Genomic DNA, 23,412 nt, shown 5'->3' with positions numbered 1-23,412 from the left:
TCTCCCCCTGGGCAACCGAACATTTTCAAGAAACATCGCAGTTGCCCGCGATATGCTCCACCGGAGCATATCGCCCAAGGGGGGTGAAATGGTCTGGGAGACCATTTCATGGGCGTCTACCATGTTTCCAATGTATGGAAAGACGCCCAGGAACACCGTTCCAACCCCCTCATTGGTAAAGGGTTGACTCCCCCTTGAGTTTCGAAAAATCAGCAAGCTTTGTCGTAACAAATCTTGAGAAATAATATAAAGGAAAGCGCATGGTCATATTTCTGTTGCCCGTACTTCGCTAAACCGCTCAAGAGGCGCACCAAGACTCGCCGATGACAAAACCTTGAAGAGGAAAATATATGGCAATTTTGAATCATTTCGAAAAATTATTTAAAGTTCGTCCGTCGGCGTTTGGATGTGATATATCCGATCACAGCATACGTCTCGCGTATCTTAAAGAAGAAAGAGGTTCTTTGACGCTGGCAGGCTTCTCCGCCGTGACGCTTCAAGAAGGCGCGGTGGTGAACGGCACCATAACCGACGTGCCAAAAACCATAGCAGCCCTGCAAGAGGCTTTGACGACTGCCAAGGGAGGAAGTATCCGCACAAAGTATGTTATGGCGTCTTTGCCGGAACCCCAAAGTTTCATCCGTATCGTACAATTACCCAAGATGGCTTCCGAAGAAATCACCCAGGCGATTATTTGGGAGATTGAGGCGAACATCCCGCTACCTCTGGCCGAGGTCTATTATGATTGGGAGATTGCTCGGCATAGTGGCGATGACCACCTTGATATTCTTGTGGCCGCCTCTCCAAAGGTTTTGGTGGATAGCTATGCCGCACTTTTTGAAAAAGTCGGCCTTAAGCCCGTTGCATTTGAAGTCGATGCTCTCTCCTCCGCCAGAAGCATCGTTCCCCCGACGGGCGGCGAGGAAATTTTATTGATCATTGACGTGGCGCACCATCGGACGACATTCATTATTTATGCCGGTTCCATGGTGCGTTTTACCGCTTCCGTCTCCATCGCGGGAAAGGATATCACAAGTTCTTCTATGGGAGTGACAATAAAAGCGCTTGCCGGATACGCGCGCCAGTATATCGATTTTTTTCAGACTCATTCGGCGCATGCGCACCAATTGCACGTAGAGGTAAAACAAATTCTTGTTTGTGGAGATTTCGTGCAAACCCCGGGTTTTACCGCCGCTCTTGCGCAGGAAGCGGAGATCGCCGTTCTATTGGCGAATCCCTGGGTAAATATTTTACGCCCCCCTCTTCGCGAAGTTCCGATGCTTCCCTTTAAAGATTCCCTTGGCTACACAACGGCGCTGGGGCTTGCCTTGCGGGGATATCACGAATTTGGAGGCGCACACTAATTCCATTTCATGTCTATAAACCTTCTACCGGAGCAGGCGAAAAAAAATCTTCAATTTGAAGAGCTGAACTGGCGCGTCATGTTTTTTGGCGAGATGTTTTTCTTATTACTCTTATTCCTTTCACTGCTCATGTTCGGCCAAGAGCTTTTTGGACAGTGGAAGGTCCGCGAACTCAACCAACGCATTGCCAATCTGTCGAACGTGTCGGAAGTAAAGGAGATCACCAAATTTCAAGGACAATTGCGTCTTTTCAAGAATGATATTGAGCGCATGAATCGCATCCAAGAAGAGCAGTTGCGGGCATTTGGCGCAATCAAAGATTTGATCGCCCTTATTCCCCCGGTTATTCAGCTTACAACGCTTAGCGTTGATATACAGGCGCAGAAAATAGTTTTTTCGGGCATGGCGCCAACGAGAAGCCAATTGCTCCTCCTGAGGGATAAGATACAAAAAGAATCTTCCGGGTACGGTGACATTAATTTTCCTCTTGCCAATCTTCTTCGCGAAACGGACATTCCCTTCACGTTTTCACTGACCATTATTTCCAAAGCCAAACAGTAGCCCGCATTCATGACGCATTTAAGCGGAAAAGATAAGGTCATACTTTTTAGCACGCTATGGCTGGTAGTCGGTGCCGGCATGATCCTTGGGGTCATACTGCCTTTATACTTGCACCTACAGAGCTTTCCCGAACGCTACCAGGACCTATTTTATCGCCTAGAAGGATTTGAGAGTGCTGTTGAGAAATTTTCTTCAACAAAATCAGAATTTGAACGCATCAGCGCGAATATCCAGCTTATCAGGTCCCAGCTTCTTGATCCCGAGAATCTCGTGTCGTTCATCGAGGCCATGGAAGATCTTGCACGAGAAGTCCAACTTTACAAGGAAATCCAACTGATAAGCGAGCCTTCGTTGGTCGCCGGAGCAAATATAAAATCATCTTTTGTCTTTCAACTGACGCTGGTGGGGTCGTTTGAGCACCTTATGGAATTTATAGCTCACCTGGAAAATTTCGCTTACGCCGTTGATATCGAGCAAGCCCTTTTTTCACCAATAAAAGGCATGCAAACATACGGCACGGCGTCTGGCCAAAATCAATCAACCTCATTCAAATCTTCTTCGGGTGACATTGCCGCAAGCGTCAGAATACGGGTTTACGCCATGCCATAATTTTAGCGGTTCGGAATTTATCCCAAAGGCGTTCATAACCGATACGCGCCAAAATAAGTTCAAAATATTTTTATGTCCTCGCCTAAAAAATCTTTGTCGACTCCTCTACATATCATGGCGCGCTTTGTCCGCGCGCACGGAGACCTGCTCTTTGGTGCCGCATTTATTTTTGTCATCGGGTACGCCGCCTTTCTTTTTTATCAGTTTTTCTATCCGCCGCTTTTTGCGACCCGGCCCCCCAAGCCACAGGAGACCGTGTTCAATACCCAGCTTTACCAGAAAGTCATTGATCGCATTGAAGCGCGTCCGCGCAACCTGGAAGAACAACTTAGCGGCATGCCAAGAAATCCTTTTTAATGATTCGGCGTGAGCTTAAGTTTTACGCTCCTCTTTTCTCGACGAAAAGAGTTTTTTCATATAATATAAAAAAGAATCATGCGTCTCCCTCCGTAGCTTAACGGATAAAGCAGCGCTCTTCTAAGGCGTTGATGGGGGTTCGATTCCCTCCGGGGGGACTAGATGGTGCGGGGGCGAAATGTTCCGGGGGAGCATTTCGCGGACAGCTTCAATGTATTCAATGCATGAAATCTGTCCCGGATAAGTGCCGCAGCGCCCTTCTAAGGCGTTGAAATGGGTTTCCCCAAGCAATACTATGAAATCGATCTGGACCGTAGCACCGAAAGCGCCTAGTGAATTTTTTAATGAATTACAAGACGCTTCGCCCCTCATTCCTCAACTTTTATGGAACAGGGGCATTCGGAACGCCGAAGATGCAGAAAATTTTCTGAATCCGAGCATCGATCGGGATCTTCACGACCCTTTTTTATTTTCGGACATGCAAAAAGCGGTTAGTCGGGTTTATACGGCATTTGCAAATAAAGAAAAGATCGTTATTTGGGGGGATTATGACTGTGATGGCGTGTGCGGCAGCGCAATACTTTTTACGGTCTTTCGGGATCTAGGATATGAGCATCTTCTGAACGTACATATTCCTGATCGCAATAAGGAGGGTTATGGTTTGTCGATGATGCATCTGGAAGAACTCTGTGAGGAAGGCGCCAAACTTATCATCACGGTTGACTGCGGTATTACCGATGTTCAGGAAATAGCTTGGGCGAATGAAAGGGGAATTGACGTTATTATTGCGGACCACCACAGCGTGCCCGCCAAACTCCCTCCTGCCTACGCGATTTTGAATCCGAAAGATCCGGGGTCGGGCTATCCGTTTTCGGGGCTTGCCGGCACCGGCGTTGCCTTTAAGCTGGCATGCGCCCTTCTTTCACATACCAATACCGCATCTTCTCCTATAAACTATAAGCTAAAAGCTATAAGCTTTCTTGATCTTGTCGCCCTTGCCACGCTTGCCGATTCCATGCCGCTCAAGAATGAAAATAGAGCAATGGTGCGAGAAGGACTTGATGTTCTTGCAAAAACTCAACGCCCGGGACTTCGTGCGCTTATTGAATTCTGCGAACTAAAAGAAGGATTTTCTGTTCGCGATGTTCATTTTTCGCTCATCCCGAGGCTGAACGCAATGGGACGCATGGCACATGCCTCCATCAGCTTCCGTCTGCTTACGACCGACAGAGAAGAAGAAATCCCGCTGCTCATCAGGCATCTGGATGAACGGAATCGAGAGCGCCAGCTCGTTACCGAAATCATTGTGGCAGAGGTTCTTGAACGTGTTTCAAAATATTCTCAAAAACCCGCAGTGGTATTCGAAAGCTCCTCCAGCTGGGTTCCCGGCGTTCTGGGGCTCGCAGCCCAACGCGTCATGCAGGAAGTGGCGCGACCTGTTATTTTGGCCGTTGAGAACGAAGAAGGCGGACGCGTTGTCGGCAATGCCAGGGCTTTCGGCGCTTTTAACATCGTAGAGACCGTACATGCCCATTCGGAACTTTTTTCCGATGCCGGCGGCCATCCTCATGCCGGGGGATTTACCACAAAGCCGGAACATCTGGATCGTGTCCGAGAAATATTTTTACGGGCGGGAGAAAAGGTTCTGCGAACTGAGGGAGCGTCCGCACAAGAAGATGCACTCGTTGTTGACGCCGAGCTTTCACACGTTGATATAAACGAGAAAACCTATGCTACAGTGCAAAGACTTGCCCCCTTCGGCGAAGACAATATCGAGCCGAAATTCCTTCTTAGAGGGCTTGCCATAGCGTATGTGCGCGCGGTTGGAAACGGAGAGCGGCATCTTAAATTGCGCCTTCTTTCTTCTGCCAGATCGTCAAGGCCGGCCTCAAACATCGAGGCCATCGGATTTGGACTGGGCGGGCGGATAAAAGAACTTTCGCGTGGGAGCACGGTGGACGTCATTGCAAAGCTTTCCCAAAACTTTTGGAACGGCAGAGACGCCATTGAATTGCAGCTGGTGGACCTTGACCCCGGCTCCCGCACCCCCTAATTATATGCAGAAACTTTCTTCAGAAAAATTTATCGTTTTCACCGATGGCGGCAGCCGTGGAAACCCGGGTCCCGCCGCGCTGGGCATTGTGGTGCAAAATGAAAAAGGAGAGGTTCTTAAGACCTATGGCCAGTATCTGGGAGAGCGCACCAACAACGAAGCGGAGTACGAGGCCGTTATTTTCGCGTTGAAGAAGTTAAAAGCATTATGGGGCCTGAAGGCGTCCTCAAAATTCTCCGTAGAGTTTCGGATAGACAGCCAGCTTGTGGTGGAGCAGCTCTCCGATCGTTATAAAATAACCGAAGAACATATAGGGAAATTATATCTTGCGGTGCGGAATCTCAAGATGGATTTTGGCGGCGTGACATTTACGCACATTCCAAGAGAAAAAAACATCCAGGCAGATCGCCTGGTAAATGAGGCACTCGACGCTTCTGAGCGCGCGCTTCAACGGCCTTCTCTAAATTTCTAACGCATGGTATTATATTCTCTATGAAGCTTAGCTATCGTCAAAAAGCATATCTGCTGATTCTTGTCGGAATTCTTGGGATCTTTCTTCCCATTATACCCGGCGTTGTGCTCATTATTCTTGGCATGGCACTGCTTGCCGATAAAAAAAGCCGTCTCGATGTTGATTTGTCGGTTCTTGCCAAGCATGGGAAAAGCCATACCGATACCGAAAAGTAAGGGAGGGAAGGAAGAATGACTTTCAGGTTTATCGTCACGGCGTTCTTTATAATTTTGTTTTTTTCTTCGAATGGCAGCGCAGTCATGCAGAAGAAAGGCAAGGTCGCGCGGAAATCATCGATAGCTTCCGATACCCGTCCCAATGAACTGAAGGGATCTCAGGACTTGCTTTTGTGTCAGAACCGTATCGCAAACGACGCCGGCTGGTGGCGCATGGAAAATGCGAAAGTCTTAGGGGAGCACGTCGGATTAAAACTCCTTGTTTCTGTTCCGCGAAAAACCCGGACATACTTTCTTAGTAAGGTGCCGCGGCCTTTGCGGTATCTCCGTCCCGGAGCAGGCAGGTTTCTTGAGGATATCGCGCGCCAGCACCACGCGCAATTTCAAAAACGCATCAAAATCACCTCGCTCGTCGAGACGGTGCAATCGAAGACCGCTCAGCGCAAGAAGAATCCAAGCGCAGCTTCTCCTCACGGAGATAGGCGTTCGCTTCATCTCACCGGCGCGGCGTTTGATATTTCTCTCAAGCCCATGACGCAGAAGGAGCGTCTTTGGATGCGCGAATTGCTGGTATCCTACGAAATGGCCGGACTTATTGATGCTACGGAGGAGATCAACGCCAATTGTTTTCACATATTTGTTCTTCCTTTGCAAGCGGCTTTATAAAAATACCGGACTGCCCATGGGGCAGTTTTTTTATCGAGTTGTTGCCCGAATACTTGATTCGTGGAAACCGCCGGCATCTGCGGCTCTTTCGAAAGTTTTACGGTATATTCGGTAGCGAGAACCTGATTGCTCAAACAGAGTTTTCGAAAAATAAATCCCCCACTATCCCTTGGTCGAGCTTCTCCTAACGGGTATACTTATGTTTATGATGCCCCTATGGTTTATTCTGGTGTTCTTATTCCTTCTCGGCCTTATTGTGGGAAGCTTCCTTAATGTGCTCATCTGGCGCATTCCGGAAGGCGAGGAGGTGGTGCAGAGGCGATCCCACTGCCGTCATTGCGCGCGAATTCTCGAGTGGTACGAACTCATTCCGTTATGGTCCTTTGTGGTCCTTGGCGGCAGGTGCCGTTCGTGCAAAGAACGCATCTCCCTTCAATATCCTCTTGTGGAGCTGTCAAGCGGCGTTCTTTTTAGTTTTACATATTGGTGGATGGAGAAGCGCGCAACAGAGCCCCTTGGTTTTTTGCCGAATGTTTCTGAAGCAGCAACACAATTCTCTATAACCGGACTTTTTCCCGATGTTACAAATATTCTTGCCATCAGCTATGCGTTATTCGCTATCTGCGTGTTTTTGGTCATATTTGTAACGGACGTACGCCATTTTCTCATCCCCGACCGTGTCATGTTGCCCGCTATTGCGCTCTTTTCGTGTCTCATTCTCGCCAACCGTTTTATCTTTGCGTGCGGAATTCCAACAGTGAATTGCAGTTTGCCAAACGTGGCAGGATCTTTGGTCGGGGCGGCATTTTTTCTTTTACTCATCATTATTTCTCGTGGTGTCTGGATGGGACTTGGCGACGTGAAGCTCGCAGTCTTCATGGGATTGTTTCTTGGATTTTGGAATGTTCTTGTTGCGCTTCTGCTCGCGTCTTTCAGCGGTTCTCTTGTCGGTTTGGCGCTCATCCTGGTCAATAAAAAGACGTTGAAATCGGAAGTGCCGTTCGGAGCGTTTTTGGCTCCCGCCGCAATCGCCGCTTTTTTCTTCGGAGATGCTATACTAAAGTCGGTGCATCTCGCGCCGTTCAGGTGGTAAGGAACGCAAAAATAAAAAAGAAAAATTTGTGGAAAGTTTTAAATTTTGAATTTGAAGGTAATAATATTCTTCCAAAATTTCGCTATGCACCAGGAGTATATAAAAGATAAAGCAATAATAGTTCGCAACAATGGTTTCACGATCATGGAAATTTTGGTGGTTATTGGCATCTCGATGCTTATCGGCGCAACGGTTTTAACAAGCTACAGACGCGTGGGGTCCGTTGGCTCCATGGAGCGGGCGGCAAATAAGCTTGCGCAGGACATCCGCACAGCGCAGGCATTAGCGCTTTCAAGCGATCCAACGCAGTTCGGCGGGCTTCCACCGTGCGGTTTTGGAATTCACGCACCCAATCCCGCGACGGGAGATCCAAATTCTTATATTTTGTATACGAAGATTCCTTCCTCAACGTCAGTGCCCTGCGGCGTCAATCTTTCAAGGTATTCCCGACAATGGAAGGGCCAGCGCGAATGTTTTGACAACACAAATAATCCCGCTTCATGCCCGGCGACATCTTACGTTTCCACAACAACCGTGAAAAGTTTCCTGCTTCCCGAAGCCGGGAAAGTTCGTTTTGTGTTGGGGGCGGTGCTTGATGACGTGTATTTCGAACCGCCAGACCCCGCCACCTTTGTGCTCCATGTAGCAGATCCGACCGCAAGCTCAACCCTTTCTTATACCGATTTTCCTCTGGAATTTTCCGACAACACGGCAATACTTCGCCAAATCCGCGTTTCAAGCTCCGGCCGCATTGAGATTAGGAGCGGACAGGTGCTTTCCAAGCCCTGCGTGCCGTTTTTTTGCGCAAATATAGTTTCCGGAGGCGCGGTTTGCGGGTATTGGTCGAACGGTTGCGGGGGGACTATCGCCTGCGGCATCGGAGGGCTTTGTGCGAATGACGCATTGGGTGATATCTGCTGTACCGTGCCAGGATGTCCGGGCCCCACGGCAATAGGACAGTGTTATCCCTCTGTCCCGGCAGACCCCTCCGGTCTCTCTGCCCTGCCTCTTTCCGTGTCAGAAATAAAAATTTCCTGGATCGACAATGCGGTCAACGAGGCGAATTTTGAGATCGTGCGCATGGCGCCGGGTTGCGCATCAACGCTTCAGACGATCATTGTTTCAGCAAATACCGGCACTTATACGGACACGGGCTTGTCCGCCGAGACCACGTATTGTTACAAAGTACGTGCGACAAATGCGACAGGTCCTTCCGGCTACAGCAATACCGCAAGCACTCTTACATCTCCGCCAGCTCCTCTCTGGACCTCGGCTAACGCATCTTCAAGGAAAGTATTTCTTAACTGGGGAGGGAATTTCCCCTCGATCGCCACGGAATCCTCATTCGAGCTTCAGCGATCAACCCTTGTTGCTCCCGGAACATGCGATGTGACGGCCGTTTTCTCTTCCCTTGTCACCACCCCACAAGACGATACGAATTACAATGATTGCGACGCAACTCGTTATCCGTCACCTCCCGGACCCGGATGTCCACCGGATTCACAAAGTCCTCTTGGCGTGACGCCAAATACGCTTTACTGCTATCGCGTGCGCGCAATCAATGCTTCGGGTCCCTCGGCCTGGGCTTACAGGGAAGCAAACTCAAAAACGGAAGATGAGGCGCCGTATCCTCCACTACTTGCCATTCCCGTTGTCGTATCGGATACCCGGATTAATCTTTCTTGGCATGACATCGCCGCTGATTCGCCGACAAGCGGCAAGTTCAAGGTTGCCACAAGTTTTATCATAAGGCGCTGTACGGGAAGTGCCTGCACGCCCGTTGACACGACCCTTACGTATACGGGAACATCTCCGGATTTTACGGCTTCAGATACGACGCTTTCTGAAGGCACAACATACGGATATTGCATCATAGGGCAAAATGCCTCCTGGCCCTATTCTTCTTCGTGTTCAAATACGCTTTACGCAACGACCTATGCCGGTGCGCCAACGAATCTTCAGGCGCTTCCGGCTCCCACAAGCTCCGGCACGGGCTCTGGCGCAACGTCACAGGTGAATTTACAGTGGACCAACCCTCCTTTAAGCACTATCCAGAATGTCAAAATAGAGCGGTTCAATGGCGCTTTGTGTAGTGGCGCTCCGGCTGTATCGACGCTTATTGGCACCGGAACTCCCGGGCCTCAGCCGGGAAGTTATATAGATGTAATGTCTCCGGCAACAAGGCCGAAGACCGCATACGCATATTGGGTAAAAGCGGTAAATGCGACCGGAGACTCCGCTCCTTCTAATTGCGTGACATTTACCACGCCAGACGTTGTGCCCAAAACCCCGACACTGAATACGCCTCCTACGGTCGTCTCCAGTACTCGCATTGATCTTTTCTGGCTTTCGAATTTCACCGATACCTGGGGCGTACCGACCGCATTCAGAGTCATTCGCTGTAGCGGCGCAGCGTGTAACCCCGCATCAAGCGGTGCGCAAGTCGGCGCGGACATCGGCGGCAGCACATTTACTTATGCCGATACATCGGTAACGGAAGGCAATGCATATCAGTATTGCATCAAAGCAGTGGATGCCATCGGCGTTTCCACATGCTCCAATGCGTCGGGAAACGTCTTCACGCCGCCCAATACGCCGTCGATTCTGGCAACAACAACCTCGACCGGATTCACCGCCGCGCAGATAAACTGGCAAGATAATTCTCTGGGAGAGATGAATACGTATCTTGAGCGCGGAGATGCGAACTGTTCTGCGGTGAGTTTTGCGGTCGTTGCGACCATTGCCGGTACGGCTACTACCGGCGCACGCAGTATCACCGATAGCGGTCTTAGCCAAGAAGCTAAATATTGCTATCGCATGCGTGCGGCCACCACAGGCGCGTATTCATCGTACTCAAGTACGTTCTCTCTCCGAACCTGGCTTCTTGCGCCCAGCGGCCTCTCGTTCACCACGGGTCCCGGGAAAAAGATAAACCTTTTCTGGACGGATAATTCGGTAAATAATACCGGATACAAGATCGAGCGATGCACGGTCATCGGACCAAGCTGTTCAAACTTTACCGAACTGATCAATATCACGAACCAGACATCATACTCGGATAATATAGGGAATACTCCCGGCGGCACGTTTGCCTGCTACCGTCTGCGAGCGACAACTCCCGAAGTTGACTCGTCGTATGGCTCATCCGCCTGCATTGCGGCTCCCTAAGGGCTTCTCAAAAGACGGATGCTCTTCTGAATTTCATGAACAACACAAAGATTCGCTACCCACATGCGAAAAATGGTTTTTCCCTCATCGAAACCATTATCGCGCTTTTTGTGCTTACTGTCGGTGCAACCGGCGCTTTTATCGTTATCTCAAAGACTATTCATATCTCTCCCGCCGTTCGGCAGGAGATCATCGCTGCGAACCTTGCCCAGGAGGGAATTGAGGTTGTGCGTAATATCCGAGACAACACCCTGCTGCAAATATCCGATGCGATCAAGCAAACCGGCATTCCGCCGACAAATCCCCAATGGAATGACGATATTCCCGCAACGGGTCCGGTGGGATTTCAGACGCGCATCCGGCTTGTAGACAATGATGATATTTCAAGCGGCTGGATCGTGGCCTGTTGCTCTGCGGCGAAAGAATGGCAGCAGGTCTACGTTCAAGACGCAACGGGTTTTTATGCGAATCTTTGCGTCACTGGCGCCTGCAGCACCGCAGGATGGAGTGATTCCGGTTTCCGGCGTGCAGTAAGAATAGAAAAATATCCCGTCGGCTGCTCGACCGAATGCGCGGAGATATATGTGAAAATAAAAGTATTCTGGAACTCGGACACGGAACCCGTAATATGTCCGGATGCCAACTGCATTCTTTTGGAGAGCCGTCTCACAAAATGGGTGGATTATTTGGGGAGCTTCCTCTAATACTGGAGCAGATTGTAAATTTTAAGTTACGGATTGCGAATTACGAATTAAATTAATCCGTAATCCGTAATTCGTCATTGGATAATTTGAATGAAATTGATCAGTCAAAAGGGTTTTACCATGATCGAAACGTTGGTTGGGGCGACGCTCATGATCGTCGTGCTCACGCTGATTTCGGTTGTTTTCCTTGATTCAATCGTCAGCCAGAGAAAAGTCATTGCGTTTGAGCAGGCCTCAAGCAATGCGCGCATTATCATGGATACGTTATCGCGCGAGATCCGTGCCTCCACCATTTGCGGGAATACCGGCGGGGTTCGTTTTTGCACCGATAACGGCAATAATTCTCCCGCGGATACGTACAGCAAGGAGCTGGATATCATTCGAAGTTCCGATAACAAGCCGATAAGCTATTGTATTAAAGAATATCCCGTAGCGATACCGTTTCCTTTTGCAAATTTGCACCGGCTGGTCAATGATATAGATTTTACCCAGGACCCGTGTGATGATACTAATCCAAACGTCCAGATCCTGAACGGCCAGGAAGTCGCGCTTTTGACGGATGACTCCGGTTTTCTCATTCGCGGCGTAGGACAGCCTCCTTTGGGAAGCGCCTGTCCCGGCACGGCATTCGATCTTTGTCAGCCGCGCGCCACTATCGTACTTCATGTGCAATCGATTACCCAAAAAGATTTTAAAGAGCGGCAGGATGTTCGGGTTCAGACAACAATTTCTCAGAGGTACATCGATGTGCCGTAAGAACAACAAGCAGGCAGCAAAAAACAAATAACAGGTCTTGTGATTTGCTTAGCATAGGTGTTTCTATTTGTTACCTGTTTAGCGTAGCGTTGTTATCTGTTCCATGACTAAGGCCGATGCTAAAAAACGCATAGAAAAACTGCGGGTGGAGATCGATCACCACCGATACCTTTACCATGCCCTAGATAGGCAAGAGATCTCCGACGCAGCCCTGGATTCGCTCAAGCATGAACTGGAGATGCTCGAGGCGCAGTTTCCGGAACTCATCACGCCGAATTCGCCGACCCAGCGCGTCGGCGGCAGGGCGCTTGGAAAGTTCGAAAAAATCAGACACGGGGTCCCCATGCTCTCGCTTACCGATGCGTTTTCCCCAGAGGAGATGAAAGAGTGGGAAGAACGGAATGCAAAACTTCTTTCTCCTATCACGCGCCCGCTTCTTGGAGATTATTATGTAGAACTTAAAATTGATGGGCTGGCAATCTCACTGGTCTATAAGAACGGTTTTTTTGTTGAGGGATCCACGCGTGGAGACGGGAAGATCGGAGAAAATGTTACTCAAAATCTGAAAACGGTTGAAGCTATCCCTCTGAAGCTTGGCGAAAAACAAGATGTCATTTCCGAATTGCGGCGCATGAAGCTTTTTCACATTTCCCGGTTCCTGGAAAAGCATTGGCCGGAAACTCTGGAAGTGCGAGGAGAAGTGTTTATGCCCAAAAAGGCTTTTTCCGCACTCAACCGGGAACGTAAGGAGAGGGGGGAAGAGCCATATGCCAACCCCAGAAACGTCGCTGCCGGCTCCGTGAGGCAGCTTGATCCCAGGATTACGGCTTCGCGTCATCTTGACTCTTTTGCGTACGCGCTCATAACCAACATGGGGCAGAAAACACATGAAGAGGAACATTTTATCCTGAAGGCTCTTGGATTTAAAACGGGACCCCACAATAAACGTCTCGGTTTCTTGAAAGAGATAGAGCAATTCCACGGACATGTAAAAAAGATCCGCGAAAAACTCGATTATGAAATAGACGGTATCGTGGTCTTGGTGAACCGCAATGAAGTGCTCTTGCGCCTTGGTGTGGTTGGGAAAACCCCTAGAGGCGGCATCGCATATAAATTTGTCTCACGCGAGGCTACCACCGTGGTGGAGGATATTGTGGTGCAGGTCGGCCGTACGGGTGCACTTACTCCCGTAGCGCACTTAAGGCCCGTGGACGTTGGCGGAGTTACGGTCTCGCGTGCCACACTACACAATGAGGACGAGATACAAAGGCTTGATGTGCGCATCGGGGATACGGTTATCGTGGGGAGAGCCGGAGACGTTATCCCCGACGTGAAGGTGGTGCTGACGCGCATGCGTACGGGAAAAGAAAGGCTTTTTCACATGCCAAAAGTCTGTCCGGTCTGTCTCTCGCGCGTGGTAAGGGGTCACGACGAGGCTATTCACCGATGCTCCAATCCGCGCTGTGCCGCGCAGGAGCGTGAGAAGTTGTATCATTTCGTCTCGCGCGCGGCCTTCGACATTGTCGGCATGGGGCCAAAGATCATTGACCAGCTTCTGGAACAGAATCTTGTTGCCGACAGGCAGGATATTTTCACGCTGACCATTGGTGATTTGTTGCCGCTCGAACGTTTTGCCGAAACGTCGGCAAAAAAACTCATCGCAGCCATTGAAGTAAAAAAACGTATTCCGCTGCACCGATTTTTGTATGCACTTGGCATCCGGCACGTGGGAGAAGAGACGTCAATTGAACTTGCCAACGCCTTTGGCAGCATTGAGGCGCTCCAGGACGCGTCATACGAAAAACTTCTGGAGTTGCACGAAGTGGGAGAAGTGATGGCCCGGAGCATCGTGGCGTGGTTTAAAAACACGCGAAACCGCAGCGTGATCCGTGAACTTAAAAAAGCGGGAGTGGTCATTGAAAATTCCGTAACGCATCGGGCCGGAGGAAAACTTTCCGGCAAGACTTTTGTGCTTACGGGGAGTCTGGGAACGATGACGCGGGATGAGGCAAAAGAAAAAATCCGCCAAGCGGGCGGTAATATTTCGGAGTCGGTTTCAAAATCAACTAGCTACATCGTCTCGGGAGCGGATCCCGGCTCGAAGTACGAGAAAGCAAGAACGCTCGGCGTATCGATACTTACCGAGCAGGAATTTTTAAAATTACTTAACAAATAGATTTTTTGCTTTAACGATGACGTAATTCCCGCCTTGCGCGGGAGTTTTTTAATTGATATGCTGGAGAAGCTATGCTTACGACGGACGATGTAAGAAAAATCGCTGAGCTTGCCCGCATCCGGCTTGATGATGCGGAGCTCGAGAAGCTCCAAAATGAATTTGGGACTATTTTGGATTTTGTCGGAAAGCTGCGAGAGGTACAAACGGAAGGGGTTGAGCCGACTAAGCAGGTTACGGGAATCGTGAATGCCCTCCGGAAGGACACCTTGTCCGAGGAACGGCCGGAGCAATCCAGCGCAGAAGATTTGCTAGGTCAGGCGCCGCAGCGCGAAGAAGGCCATATCAAAGTAAAGGCGGTATTTGAATAAAACGCGACACAAATCAACGAATGCATTCGAATGATACGAATATTCGTTTCATTCGCATCAATTCGTATATTGGTATCGGGGTATGCTCGAACATCTCACCATCAAAACAGCATCAGAACTGCTGCACAAAAAGGAAATTTCCGCCAGAGAACTTGCGGCGGACCATCTTTCGCGCGCGCAAGAAAAAAATCCAGAGCTTAATGCGTATCTTGAAATCACCAAGAAAGAAGCGCTTCGCATGGCTGGTGAAGCCGATGAGGTTTTAGAAAAAAAAGAGGGAGGAATTCTTACCGGAATCCCCATCGCCGTAAAAGACAACATACTTATCAAGGAACTAAAGACCACGGCCGCATCGCGCATTTTAGAAAATTATATTGCAGCATACGATGCTACGGCCATAGGAAGATTGCGCGACGCAGGGGCGGTATTTTTGGGGAAGACAAATATGGATGAATTTGCCATGGGAGCTTCGACGGAAAACTCTGCGTTCGGACCAACCAAAAATCCTCATGATACTTCAAGGGTTCCCGGAGGATCCAGCGGCGGCTCGGCCGTAGCGGTTGCCGCCGACATGGCCATTGCGGCGCTAGGATCCGAAACGGGAGGATCGGTACGGCAGCCTGCGGGATTTTGCGGTGTTGTAGGGTTAAAGCCTACCTACGGGCGCGTATCCCGCCACGGTCTTATCGCCATGGCTTCATCGCTTGATCAGATAGGCCCTTTAGCCAAAACTGTCTGGGATGCGGCGGCGCTTCTTGAGGTTATTGCCGGCCACGATGCGCTTGATGCAACGACGGCGCGCGACCGGGTGCCGCACTACACCAGAGACCTTACGGGAGATATCAAGGGTCTGCGGGTAGGGATTCCCAACGAATACTTTGCCGAAGGCATTGATGCGGATGTTGAGAAAGCCGTGCGGCAGGCAATTTTTACCTTAGAAAAGCTTGGTGCGCGTATCGGTGGAGTGTCCCTGCCGCACACACACTGGGCGCTTGCAGTGTATTACGTCATTATGCCCTGCGAAGTATCAAGCAACCTGGCGAGATTTGACGGTATCCGCTATGGCTATTCCGCTTCAACTGATATCAAGACTGACGCAAAAAATCTCTTCGAAGTCTACACCGCATCACGCGGAAGAGGATTCGGGAATGAGGTACGGCGGCGGGTAATGCTTGGCACCTACGCTCTATCCGCAGGATATTATGATGCGTATTACAAAAAAGCCCAGCAGGTTCGTACGCTTATCGTTGAAGATTTTAAAAAGGCTTTTGAAGAATATGACGTCATCGTTTCCCCCACTTCGCCGACGCCCGCATTTAAAATCGGAGAAAAGAGCGATCCCGTCTCCATGTATCTTGCCGATGTCTATACCGTATCTGCGAACATCTCCGGCATTCCCGCCATTTCTCTTAATTGCGGCTACGTTGAAAGAGATGGTAAGAAACTTCCCGTGGGCCTGCAGATCATGGGCAAACACTTCGACGAATCTACCATATTGCGCGTTGCTGATGCGTATGAGGGTAACGCTAAAGTCTGAAGCTTGAAACTTAAAATTTTCCGGTCTATACTATTTAAAATTCTCGAGCGACTATCTTAGGTGGGTGAAATGCTCTGGCAGAACATTTCACGGGGCCAGATTCTCCGGTGGAGAATCTGGCGGGCAACTTCAATGTTTCCGAAACATGATTGGTTCTCGGGAAAGTACAATGTTTCCGGAAAATGAAACTTGCCCAAGACCAGAGCGCTTCGTTGGCTTTCTCTGTTAAAATTTTTTAGGGCGGCTAGCTCAACTGGTTAGAGCGCGTCGTTGACATCGACGAGGCAACAGGTTCGACCCCTGTGCCGCCCACCATGTTTTAGCGAAGTGGGCGAATCGTGAAAGTCTTCACGATTCGCGGGCAAGCACCATGTTTCTGAAAAATAGGACTTGTCCAGGAAGAGCGCTTTCTCGACACGGAAGAGGCCGTAGGTTCAATCCCTACAAGGCGCACACTAAGAATAATATCGATAATGGCAAAATCTTCCGGTGGGTGCAAATTTGTGGAATTGAATTTTACGGGTGATCACGGATCAACATTTTTCTAAAATTAAAAAACTCTTACCGGAGAGATCTTGTTAAATATTTATGGCTTCTACTCATATCATAGCTCATCGTATGCGATCCCAGACTCGATTAAAAAGAAAGGATGGCGTCGGCATGCCGGTCAAGTACTCGCGGGATGAGAGCATCTTAAGGCTCATCGGGCAGGTACACAGCGTTGAAGTAAAAGAACATCTTGAGGAAAAACTACGCTCCGGAAAGAAACTCCGCGTCAAACACGGCATTGACCCGACGGGGCCGCGCATTCACATCGGCAGGGCAATCTCTCTTTGGAAATTGCGGTCATTTCAGGACCTCGGCCACACGATTGTCCTCATCATTGGCGATTTTACGGCACAAGTAGGAGACCCATCGGATAAACTGTCAAAGCGCCCGTTCCTCACCAAAAAACAAGTGGTAGAAAATTTAAAAGGATACTTGCCGCAGATCTGGAAGATACTGGATAAGAAAAAGACCGAGGTTCGCTACAACAGTACATGGCTTGGCAAGCTTAAACTTCAGGAAATCGCAAAGCTTGCGGAAATTTTTTCTGTTCAACAAATGCTTGCCCGACATAATTTTAAAGAACGCCTGCAAAAAAATGAGGACATCAGTATACGGGAATTGTTCTATCCCTTAATGCAGGGATACGACTCGGTAGCCGTAAAAGCGGATGTAGAAGTTGGCGGAGCGGATCAGCTTTTCAATCTCCATGCCGGGCGGGAAATACAAAAGTATTACGGTCAGGAACCGCAGGATGTGCTGACCACTCCGATGCTTGTTGGCACGGATGGGCGCAAAATGTCCACTTCGTGGAGTAACATCATAAATATTACGGATACCCCGAACGATATGTACGGTAAGCTCATGGCTATAGATGATGCGGTGACAGACGAGTATTTCAACCTTACGTGTCCGCATCTGCCGCACAGCGAGATCCAAGAGATCATTGATGCGCTTCGCGGAGGAAGTCTATCCCCCAAAGATGCAAAAATGCGTCTTGCTCGGGAGGTTGTAACGCTTTATCACGGCTTCTCGGCTGCCGAGGGCGCGGAAAAAGAATTTGTGCGCGTTTTTCAAAAAAAAGAGACTCCGCAGAATATTAAGGAGATCCTTCTTACGGGTCCTGGTTTTGTTTTGGTGGAGTTTCTTGTGCGCGAGAATATCGTTCCCTCAAAAAATGAAGCGAAGCGCCTCATGGAACAGGGGGGCGTGGAGCTGGACGGAATAACGCACAAAGACTGGCGGAAAAGCATACAGGCCGGAGATATCAAGGACGGAGCAGTGTTGCGCGTGGGCAAAAGACAATTTTTCCGCTTACGTAAGCCAAAATAGTCTTAACGAATTTTTCCACACCGACACCACTTGACAGCGTTGTTTGCATGCATACAATTGAGCGTACTAGCGTTGTTTTGGGCCCATGCTCATTGCACGCGCAGCAGGATTATCATTAAATCTTACACATATGTTTGCACTCGCTCTTGCAAACGCATTCCACCTCTTTGCGTATCCCGATGATGCGGGAAGCGATGATGCGGGAATAACGGCGCCTGCCGATGATGATGCGGCAGACGACACGGATGATGAGGAATTGGAAGAAGAATCTCCAGACGCGGAGGAAGAAGAGGATGATGACGAAGAGCTGACGGAGGAATAGCAGGGATCAGAAAAAAACTTTCCGATGTGCATCGGAAAGTTTTTTTGTGTTCCGTGCAGCTACCGGACGCCTCTTTACTTGTATCTCTTATAGACTTCGGGAATTGCTGCGTGACACAGGGCTATGGCAAGTGCATCGGCGGCGTCGTCTGGTTCTGGCGGGGAAGTAAGTTTAAGTATGCGCATGATCATCTTCAGCACTTGCCCTTTCTCTGCTCTCCCATACGAGGTAACAGCCTGCTTAACCTGCAATGGAGTATATGAAAAGAGGGGAATATCTTCTCTTGCGAATCTTGACAGTATCACTCCACGGGCTTCCGCAACCCGAATAACCGTTTTTGGGTTTTTAAAAAGGAAAATGTCCTCAACGGCGCCCTCGGCAGGAGCGAATTTCTGTATGAGCCCGGAGAGCTCTTTATCAAGTTGCAGGAGACGCTCCGCAGCCGGAAGCGATTTTGATGTCTCAACGCAGCCGTATGAGATACAAGTAAAATGCCCCCCACTTTTTTCAACAACACCCCACCCGCACCGCGCATTTCCGGGATCAATTCCTAAAATAATCATTCCCGAATTACGAATTATGAATTACGAATCGCGGTCTTAATCCGCAATCCGCAATCCGCAATCCGTAATCAAATATTTGAGTATATTTCCTGCACATCATCGTGCTCATCAAGCGCCTCAAAGAATTCTTCAAGCTTTTGTTTTATTTTCTCGTCTGGCGCTGGGCCCAGCATTTTGGGCACATAATCGAACCCGGCAGACTCCACTTTTATCCCGACCTCATCAAGCCTCTTCTTTACTTCCATGACCTTATCCGGCGCAGTATAAACGTTTATATGTTCATCCGATTGCCTGATATCTTCCGCTCCCGCATCTATGATTCTCATCTCCGCGTCGCTCGACGAGTTTTCGGGAGCATCCTTCGACAGGGTAATGAGCCCCTTGCGCTCGAACATCCACTGTACCGAGCCCTGTTCTGCCATGCGGCCGCCCTGGTCCGAGATAATCTTGCGCACTTCACTTAGCGTTCGGTTTTTATTATCGGTGATGCCCTCAATGAGCACTGCCGCTCCTCCTGGGGCAAAAGCCTCGTATAAAAATCCCTCCAGCGTCTCTTCTAATCCCTCTCCGGTGCCGCGTTTTATGGCCCGCTCGATGTTATCTGCAGGCATGTTTGCCGCCCGCGCCTTTTCAATAGCCATGCGCAGAGCAGGATTCATATCCGGGTTGCCGCCCTTCCCGCGTGCGGCAATAACAATAAACCGCGCCATTTTTGCAAATACCTTGGCGCGCTTGGCGTCCTCAATCCCTTTTTTATGTTTGATGCCTGACCAATGGGAATGACCGCTCATACGAATAGCTTATAGCTGATAGCTTTTAGCTTATAGGTTTTTTGGTAAAAATCAAGAAAATCAAAGGGGTTGTAAGATGTTGTGCGCAAAAAATGAAAAACCGCAACCCGATGATGGTTGCGGCACAGAATGTTTCTTGTATCTCCCATGCGCTACGGGGAGAGCGTTTATTGTATTGACTGGATGGTACAAGGGTACGTTTCAAAGTCTTTGTCTGTTTCTTTTCCATTGCACAAGCCCTAGGGCGCCTACGGCAGCTCCGAAAAGCGCAAGGATTAAGGCATGGCGGGAAAAGAAAGACCGATACGCTATTGGCGCGACATCAGCAAGATTGGCCTCAAGCATCTCCGAGGCGGTAGACGAAGACATGGAAAAAGTGCCGACCGATACTTTGCTGGAACCTTCTTGCTTATCTGGACCGGATGAAGAAGCTGGCAGATAACCGGTTTTTGCGATCGCGGGCGACACAGATGCCTCTGTGGCTTTTGCGTTTGCCGATACGGATGGAGTGGGACTTACTGCATGCGGTGAAGGCGAAGCCGGAAAAGTCGACTCTTGAGAAACCGCTTGCGCCCCTGTAATGATATTCTTCTGTCCCGGTGTTGGAGTCCAGGACCACACAAACGTTCCTTGGGACAGGCGATTGGAAGATGCGCCCTGCGGAGGTTTCTCGTACGATACGGATTCGTACACCTGTCCGCCGGGTGTGAGAAGGCGCACGGCATCTGTATCGTTGTTGAGCGCAATGGCGGTTATTTTGCGGAAAAAAACAGCGTAGCTGCCTCCGGAAATAAGTGTTCCCTGCAAAATTGTGTACGGCTGGGAGCCTCCTTCAGCATCATCAAGTTTCCAACCGGAAATATCGACCTGCTCCGCGCTCTCATTCCATAGTTCTATCCATTCCTCCTCGGCGTCGGTGCCGGCGGTGTTTGGCAAAAACTCGTTGATATGAATTCTTGGAAGTGCAGACGGTATTGGCAAGGGCGATGGGGAGGCCGAAGGCAATGGTGTGGGGGTCGGCGTAGGTGTTAGCGTGGGAGTCGGAGTCGGAGTTGGAGTAGGAGTAGTTTCCGGTGTAGGTGTTGGAGTTGGTGCGGGTGTCGGGGATGGCGATGGAGTCGGCGGCACAGGCGTGCTATTTGCCGCTCCGGGAGTCCCGCCGTCAACGGAACTTTCTTGCCATGTGCCGTCGGACTTGCGTTCAAGCGTCTTTCCGTTCCCATTCCCGCCCAATGAAGACATATAGGAGACTTCGCTTAATATCGCATCCTCCGCGTCAATAAGCCGCAACGTATCGGATGTGTTCCCCAAAGAAAATGCGCTGTACACAAGCGAGCCGGAAAACCCCGTGTGATCCGCAAGAAAACTTGCCGTGCTTGCCGAAAGGATTGTGAAGGCGCCCGACGGAATGGTAAGCGATCCCTGCGCAAGAGTACCAAAAAGGTGATTGGCGCCGTCATAAAACAGCCATCCGTTTGTACCCGTGGCTATCGTTATTGCATCCGCACCCTCGTTGTAAAGTTCCACCCACTCATGGCCGCTATCGCTTCCCGGCAGGTCGTACATAACTTCATTGATGACCAGTGCCGAGGCCCCTTGCGCGATACACGCAAAAAAGACGATTGAGAAAATCGTGCACACGATGCCTTTTGCGATACCTTTTTGGAGCATGGCCGCAGATTTCATGAAAATTCACCCTACCATGAACGGGCATGCTGTGTAAATATAACTCCTCCCCCAATAACTTTCTCATCTTTATAGAACACCGCTGACTGGCCCGAGGCAGGAGCCCACTGCGGATTCTCGAAAACAACCTTGAATGTCGCTTTTTGTTTTTTGTTTTTTGCTTCTCTAATCCTGCAGGATTGGAGTGGTTGCCGATATCGTATCCGCGCCATACACCGAAATGGCAGTCTTAGCGCACTGCCCGATACCCATGATACGTCTTTGAGTAAAAGCTCTTTTTTGTAAAGTGCGGGGTGATTTTTTGGCGCAACATATAAGATGTTCCTTTTTACATCTTTCGCCGCAACATACAGCACTTTCCCGCCGCCTTTTACGCCGAGATGATGTCGCTGTCCAATAGTGAAATACCAAACCCCGGGATGCTCCCCAATAACCAGCGAAGTTCTTATTCCAATGTTCTTGCGAACATTGGAATAACCTTTTTCCGGCAACCTGATTATCCTGCCGAGTTTTTGTGGAATGAAGTTCTGCAGAAAAGTTTCAAGCGAAACTTCACCGACAAAACATACGCCCTGGCTGTCGGGTTTATCGGCGGTCGGAAGTCCGAATTTGCGTGCCAGCATGCGCACTTTCGGCTTGTCATATTCCCCAATCGGAAAGAGCGTCCGAGAAAGCTCTTTTTGCCCAAGACGATAGAGAAAATAGCTCTGGTCCTTGTTCTTGTCTTTTGCAACTGCGAGTTTATATCTGATTTTGAATTTTGATTTGTCATTTTGATTTTTGATTTTTGAATTTTGAATTTTTGCATAGTGCCCCGTTGCTATCATGTCCGCTCCATTTTTCAATGCCCATTGCAAAAAAGCTTTGAACTTCACTTCGCTATTGCAAAGAATATCGGGATTAGGCGTGCGTCCCGCTTTATATTCTCGAATAAAGTTCTTAAAAACCTTCTCGTAGTATGTCTTCTCCAGGTCAACTTCGCGGAACGGCACACCAAGCTTTGCACAAACTCGAATCGCATCCTTCTTGTCCCCCACCCAATTACACTCAAGCCCGGGAAGGTTGCGCGACCAATTTTTCATAAAACACCCCACAATGTCATACCCTTGCCTTTTGAGCAATGCCAAAGCAACGGATGAGTCAACTCCTCCGCTCACTGCAACGAAAACTTTGGAAATAGATTTAGTCATACCCTGCTAGCCGCCGAAGAAAGGCGGAGTGTTTGCTGTGCCAAAATTTGACAAAAATTTGTTTTTGTGTAACACTTACAGATGCACATAGAGGTTATTTGAAAAATAAGGGGGCAAAGAGATGAAGTTCCAAGCGTCCTGCAACAGCTGCAAGTCCAATATTCGCATTAAGGAAAGACGGGCGAAAAGTTTCGACCTCGCAAGACTAAGAACGTTCTTGGGCACAGCGCTCTCGAAGGGGTTTATGAACAAAGAGCTCCGCCACACAACCCTTCTTGTGGCGAACGGCCAAATCATCGCATCTTTTAGTGCCGTTCCTTTGTCGCCCAGCGTGGTGTACTTCTCGACGCTGAAAGTTGCGAAGCCATTCCGGAGAAAGGGGCTTGCAGAGAATCTCATGCGTCAGGCGATCGAGAGCATGCGCGAAAAAGGATTTGTGTGCGGCTACGCCGTAACGTTATCAAAGAAATCCGAAGCGCTCGTTCAAAAACTCGGCACCGGCAGAATCCCCAGGGAGGAAATGCCGCGAGGTGTGCCGCTTCATCTCTTGGATGGCAAGAACGGAAAAAAGTATCAGTATTGGCTCTTTAGCTTTCTGAAAAACTGAATGGAGAAGATTCAAAAGATTCGCACGCCCCGCCACGGTGGGGCGTTTTTCTTTTAAGTAAATCTTATAATGTCAAATGTGCCTGTTTTGGTTTCTCGGGCTTCAGAAGTTCGTGCTTCAGCTCATTGGACAAGGGCGTAATCGTTCCGTTCCTTATCTTCTCCAGGATTGCGGGAATTTTTTTGAAATCCTCCAGGTGCACAACGCGCTGGGAACCGTTGTAGAGGGCCGCCGCAGGGTGATAAAGCGGTAAAATATATTGGGTCTGGCCCGTTT

The 23,412-nt window shown here is 49.5% G+C and carries 23 protein-coding genes and 2 tRNA genes; 20 read left to right on the top strand and 5 right to left on the bottom strand.

Annotated features, from left to right (window positions below):
- Positions 1-350: 350 nt before the first annotated feature.
- From pilM to Q7S09_01890, 19 genes are all read left to right on the top strand, one after another.
- Positions 351-1,364, top strand: coding sequence for a pilus assembly protein PilM (gene pilM, locus Q7S09_01980; GenBank protein ID MDO8557943.1), 1,014 nt, complete (start codon positions 351-353; stop codon positions 1,362-1,364).
- A 9-nt stretch (positions 1,365-1,373) separates the two neighbouring features.
- Positions 1,374-1,925, top strand: a complete 552-nt coding sequence (locus tag Q7S09_01975) for a hypothetical protein (protein MDO8557942.1) — start codon at positions 1,374-1,376, stop codon at positions 1,923-1,925.
- Positions 1,926-1,934: 9 nt separating this feature from the next.
- Positions 1,935-2,534 (top strand): hypothetical protein, encoded by a 600-nt coding sequence (locus tag Q7S09_01970; protein MDO8557941.1) that lies wholly within the window; start codon positions 1,935-1,937, stop codon positions 2,532-2,534.
- Between the two features lie 72 nt (positions 2,535-2,606).
- On the top strand, positions 2,607-2,891 hold the full coding sequence (locus Q7S09_01965; GenBank protein MDO8557940.1) for a hypothetical protein: 285 nt from the start codon (positions 2,607-2,609) through the stop codon (positions 2,889-2,891).
- Between the two features lie 86 nt (positions 2,892-2,977).
- Positions 2,978-3,049 (top strand) — tRNA-Arg (locus tag Q7S09_01960).
- 137 nt (positions 3,050-3,186) lie between these two features.
- Positions 3,187-4,944, top strand: coding sequence for a single-stranded-DNA-specific exonuclease RecJ (recJ, locus tag Q7S09_01955; protein MDO8557939.1), 1,758 nt, complete (start codon positions 3,187-3,189; stop codon positions 4,942-4,944).
- A 4-nt stretch (positions 4,945-4,948) separates the two neighbouring features.
- The gene (locus Q7S09_01950) at positions 4,949-5,416 is read left to right on the top strand and encodes a ribonuclease HI family protein (protein MDO8557938.1); all 468 of its coding nucleotides are present in this window, start codon (positions 4,949-4,951) and stop codon (positions 5,414-5,416) included.
- Positions 5,417-5,436: 20 nt separating this feature from the next.
- Complete coding sequence (locus tag Q7S09_01945; protein ID MDO8557937.1) at positions 5,437-5,631, top strand: hypothetical protein; 195 nt, start codon at positions 5,437-5,439, stop codon at positions 5,629-5,631.
- 84 nt (positions 5,632-5,715) lie between these two features.
- On the top strand, positions 5,716-6,297 hold the full coding sequence (locus Q7S09_01940; GenBank protein ID MDO8557936.1) for a DUF5715 family protein: 582 nt from the start codon (positions 5,716-5,718) through the stop codon (positions 6,295-6,297).
- A gap of 205 nt (positions 6,298-6,502) precedes the next feature.
- Positions 6,503-7,390 (top strand): prepilin peptidase, encoded by an 888-nt coding sequence (locus Q7S09_01935; protein MDO8557935.1) that lies wholly within the window; start codon positions 6,503-6,505, stop codon positions 7,388-7,390.
- A gap of 84 nt (positions 7,391-7,474) precedes the next feature.
- The gene (locus tag Q7S09_01930) at positions 7,475-10,558 is read left to right on the top strand and encodes a hypothetical protein (protein ID MDO8557934.1); all 3,084 of its coding nucleotides are present in this window, start codon (positions 7,475-7,477) and stop codon (positions 10,556-10,558) included.
- 35 nt (positions 10,559-10,593) lie between these two features.
- On the top strand, positions 10,594-11,262 hold the full coding sequence (locus Q7S09_01925; protein ID MDO8557933.1) for a prepilin-type N-terminal cleavage/methylation domain-containing protein: 669 nt from the start codon (positions 10,594-10,596) through the stop codon (positions 11,260-11,262).
- 90 nt (positions 11,263-11,352) lie between these two features.
- On the top strand, positions 11,353-12,018 hold the full coding sequence (locus Q7S09_01920; GenBank protein ID MDO8557932.1) for a type II secretion system protein: 666 nt from the start codon (positions 11,353-11,355) through the stop codon (positions 12,016-12,018).
- Between the two features lie 103 nt (positions 12,019-12,121).
- Positions 12,122-14,194 carry an NAD-dependent DNA ligase LigA gene (ligA, locus tag Q7S09_01915; protein MDO8557931.1) on the top strand — a complete coding sequence of 691 codons (2,073 nt, stop codon included), beginning with the start codon at positions 12,122-12,124 and terminating at the stop codon, positions 14,192-14,194.
- Between the two features lie 71 nt (positions 14,195-14,265).
- Positions 14,266-14,562, top strand: coding sequence for an Asp-tRNA(Asn)/Glu-tRNA(Gln) amidotransferase subunit GatC (gatC, locus tag Q7S09_01910; GenBank protein ID MDO8557930.1), 297 nt, complete (start codon positions 14,266-14,268; stop codon positions 14,560-14,562).
- Positions 14,563-14,644: 82 nt separating this feature from the next.
- Positions 14,645-16,099 carry an Asp-tRNA(Asn)/Glu-tRNA(Gln) amidotransferase subunit GatA gene (gene gatA, locus Q7S09_01905; GenBank protein ID MDO8557929.1) on the top strand — a complete coding sequence of 485 codons (1,455 nt, stop codon included), beginning with the start codon at positions 14,645-14,647 and terminating at the stop codon, positions 16,097-16,099.
- A gap of 238 nt (positions 16,100-16,337) precedes the next feature.
- A tRNA-Val gene (locus tag Q7S09_01900) sits at positions 16,338-16,414 on the top strand.
- A gap of 303 nt (positions 16,415-16,717) precedes the next feature.
- On the top strand, positions 16,718-17,977 hold the full coding sequence (gene tyrS / locus Q7S09_01895; GenBank protein ID MDO8557928.1) for a tyrosine--tRNA ligase: 1,260 nt from the start codon (positions 16,718-16,720) through the stop codon (positions 17,975-17,977).
- A gap of 130 nt (positions 17,978-18,107) precedes the next feature.
- Complete coding sequence (locus Q7S09_01890) at positions 18,108-18,299, top strand: hypothetical protein (GenBank protein ID MDO8557927.1); 192 nt, start codon at positions 18,108-18,110, stop codon at positions 18,297-18,299.
- 74 nt (positions 18,300-18,373) lie between these two features.
- Here the strand turns inward: Q7S09_01890 and ruvC are convergent, their stop codons facing one another.
- The 4 genes from ruvC to mnmA form a co-directional block, all read right to left on the bottom strand.
- On the bottom strand, positions 18,374-18,862 hold the full coding sequence (gene ruvC / locus Q7S09_01885) for a crossover junction endodeoxyribonuclease RuvC (protein MDO8557926.1): 489 nt from the start codon (positions 18,860-18,862) through the stop codon (positions 18,374-18,376).
- Between the two features lie 68 nt (positions 18,863-18,930).
- Positions 18,931-19,653, bottom strand: a complete 723-nt coding sequence (locus Q7S09_01880; protein ID MDO8557925.1) for a YebC/PmpR family DNA-binding transcriptional regulator — start codon at positions 19,651-19,653, stop codon at positions 18,931-18,933.
- 201 nt (positions 19,654-19,854) lie between these two features.
- Entirely contained in the window at positions 19,855-21,324 is a 1,470-nt protein-coding gene (locus tag Q7S09_01875; protein MDO8557924.1) for a lamin tail domain-containing protein, read from the bottom strand.
- Between the two features lie 26 nt (positions 21,325-21,350).
- Positions 21,351-22,529, bottom strand: coding sequence for a tRNA 2-thiouridine(34) synthase MnmA (gene mnmA / locus Q7S09_01870; GenBank protein ID MDO8557923.1), 1,179 nt, complete (start codon positions 22,527-22,529; stop codon positions 21,351-21,353).
- Between the two features lie 244 nt (positions 22,530-22,773).
- Here mnmA and Q7S09_01865 point away from each other — a divergent pair, with 244 nt between their 5' ends.
- Positions 22,774-23,136 (top strand): GNAT family N-acetyltransferase, encoded by a 363-nt coding sequence (locus tag Q7S09_01865; GenBank protein MDO8557922.1) that lies wholly within the window; start codon positions 22,774-22,776, stop codon positions 23,134-23,136.
- Positions 23,137-23,200: 64 nt separating this feature from the next.
- Here Q7S09_01865 and Q7S09_01860 read toward each other — a convergent pair.
- A partial coding sequence (locus Q7S09_01860; GenBank protein MDO8557921.1) for a hypothetical protein occupies positions 23,201-23,412 on the bottom strand: 212 nt, incomplete at its 5' end.

This window comes from bacterium, assembly GCA_030649025.1.
GTDB lineage: Bacteria > Patescibacteriota > Minisyncoccia > JAUYLV01 > JAUYLV01 > JAUSGO01.
This window is presented reverse-complemented; position numbering and strand designations above follow the sequence as displayed.

Excerpts from the sequence above, each read along its gene's own strand:
- Q7S09_01945 (MDO8557937.1), top strand. The coding sequence starts at position 5,437 with ATGAAGCTTAGCTATCGTCAAAAAGCATATCTGCTGATTCTTGTCGGA.
- recJ (MDO8557939.1), top strand. The coding sequence starts at position 3,187 with ATGAAATCGATCTGGACCGTAGCACCGAAAGCGCCTAGTGAATTTTTT.
- Q7S09_01970 (MDO8557941.1), top strand. The coding sequence starts at position 1,935 with ATGACGCATTTAAGCGGAAAAGATAAGGTCATACTTTTTAGCACGCTA.
- ruvC (MDO8557926.1), bottom strand. The coding sequence starts at position 18,862 with ATGATTATTTTAGGAATTGATCCCGGAAATGCGCGGTGCGGGTGGGGT.
- gatA (MDO8557929.1), top strand. The coding sequence starts at position 14,645 with ATGCTCGAACATCTCACCATCAAAACAGCATCAGAACTGCTGCACAAA.
- Q7S09_01890 (MDO8557927.1), top strand. The coding sequence starts at position 18,108 with ATGTTTGCACTCGCTCTTGCAAACGCATTCCACCTCTTTGCGTATCCC.
- tyrS (MDO8557928.1), top strand. The coding sequence starts at position 16,718 with ATGCGATCCCAGACTCGATTAAAAAGAAAGGATGGCGTCGGCATGCCG.
- Q7S09_01935 (MDO8557935.1), top strand. The coding sequence starts at position 6,503 with ATGATGCCCCTATGGTTTATTCTGGTGTTCTTATTCCTTCTCGGCCTT.
- Q7S09_01965 (MDO8557940.1), top strand. The coding sequence starts at position 2,607 with ATGTCCTCGCCTAAAAAATCTTTGTCGACTCCTCTACATATCATGGCG.
- Q7S09_01950 (MDO8557938.1), top strand. The coding sequence starts at position 4,949 with ATGCAGAAACTTTCTTCAGAAAAATTTATCGTTTTCACCGATGGCGGC.
- gatC (MDO8557930.1), top strand. The coding sequence starts at position 14,266 with ATGCTTACGACGGACGATGTAAGAAAAATCGCTGAGCTTGCCCGCATC.
- Q7S09_01880 (MDO8557925.1), bottom strand. The coding sequence starts at position 19,653 with ATGAGCGGTCATTCCCATTGGTCAGGCATCAAACATAAAAAAGGGATT.
- Q7S09_01920 (MDO8557932.1), top strand. The coding sequence starts at position 11,353 with ATGAAATTGATCAGTCAAAAGGGTTTTACCATGATCGAAACGTTGGTT.
- ligA (MDO8557931.1), top strand. The coding sequence starts at position 12,122 with ATGACTAAGGCCGATGCTAAAAAACGCATAGAAAAACTGCGGGTGGAG.
- Q7S09_01875 (MDO8557924.1), bottom strand. The coding sequence starts at position 21,324 with ATGCTCCAAAAAGGTATCGCAAAAGGCATCGTGTGCACGATTTTCTCA.
- Q7S09_01925 (MDO8557933.1), top strand. The coding sequence starts at position 10,594 with ATGAACAACACAAAGATTCGCTACCCACATGCGAAAAATGGTTTTTCC.
- Q7S09_01930 (MDO8557934.1), top strand. The coding sequence starts at position 7,475 with ATGCACCAGGAGTATATAAAAGATAAAGCAATAATAGTTCGCAACAAT.
- pilM (MDO8557943.1), top strand. The coding sequence starts at position 351 with ATGGCAATTTTGAATCATTTCGAAAAATTATTTAAAGTTCGTCCGTCG.
- mnmA (MDO8557923.1), bottom strand. The coding sequence starts at position 22,529 with ATGACTAAATCTATTTCCAAAGTTTTCGTTGCAGTGAGCGGAGGAGTT.
- Q7S09_01940 (MDO8557936.1), top strand. The coding sequence starts at position 5,716 with ATGCAGAAGAAAGGCAAGGTCGCGCGGAAATCATCGATAGCTTCCGAT.
- Q7S09_01865 (MDO8557922.1), top strand. The coding sequence starts at position 22,774 with ATGAACAAAGAGCTCCGCCACACAACCCTTCTTGTGGCGAACGGCCAA.
- Q7S09_01975 (MDO8557942.1), top strand. The coding sequence starts at position 1,374 with ATGTCTATAAACCTTCTACCGGAGCAGGCGAAAAAAAATCTTCAATTT.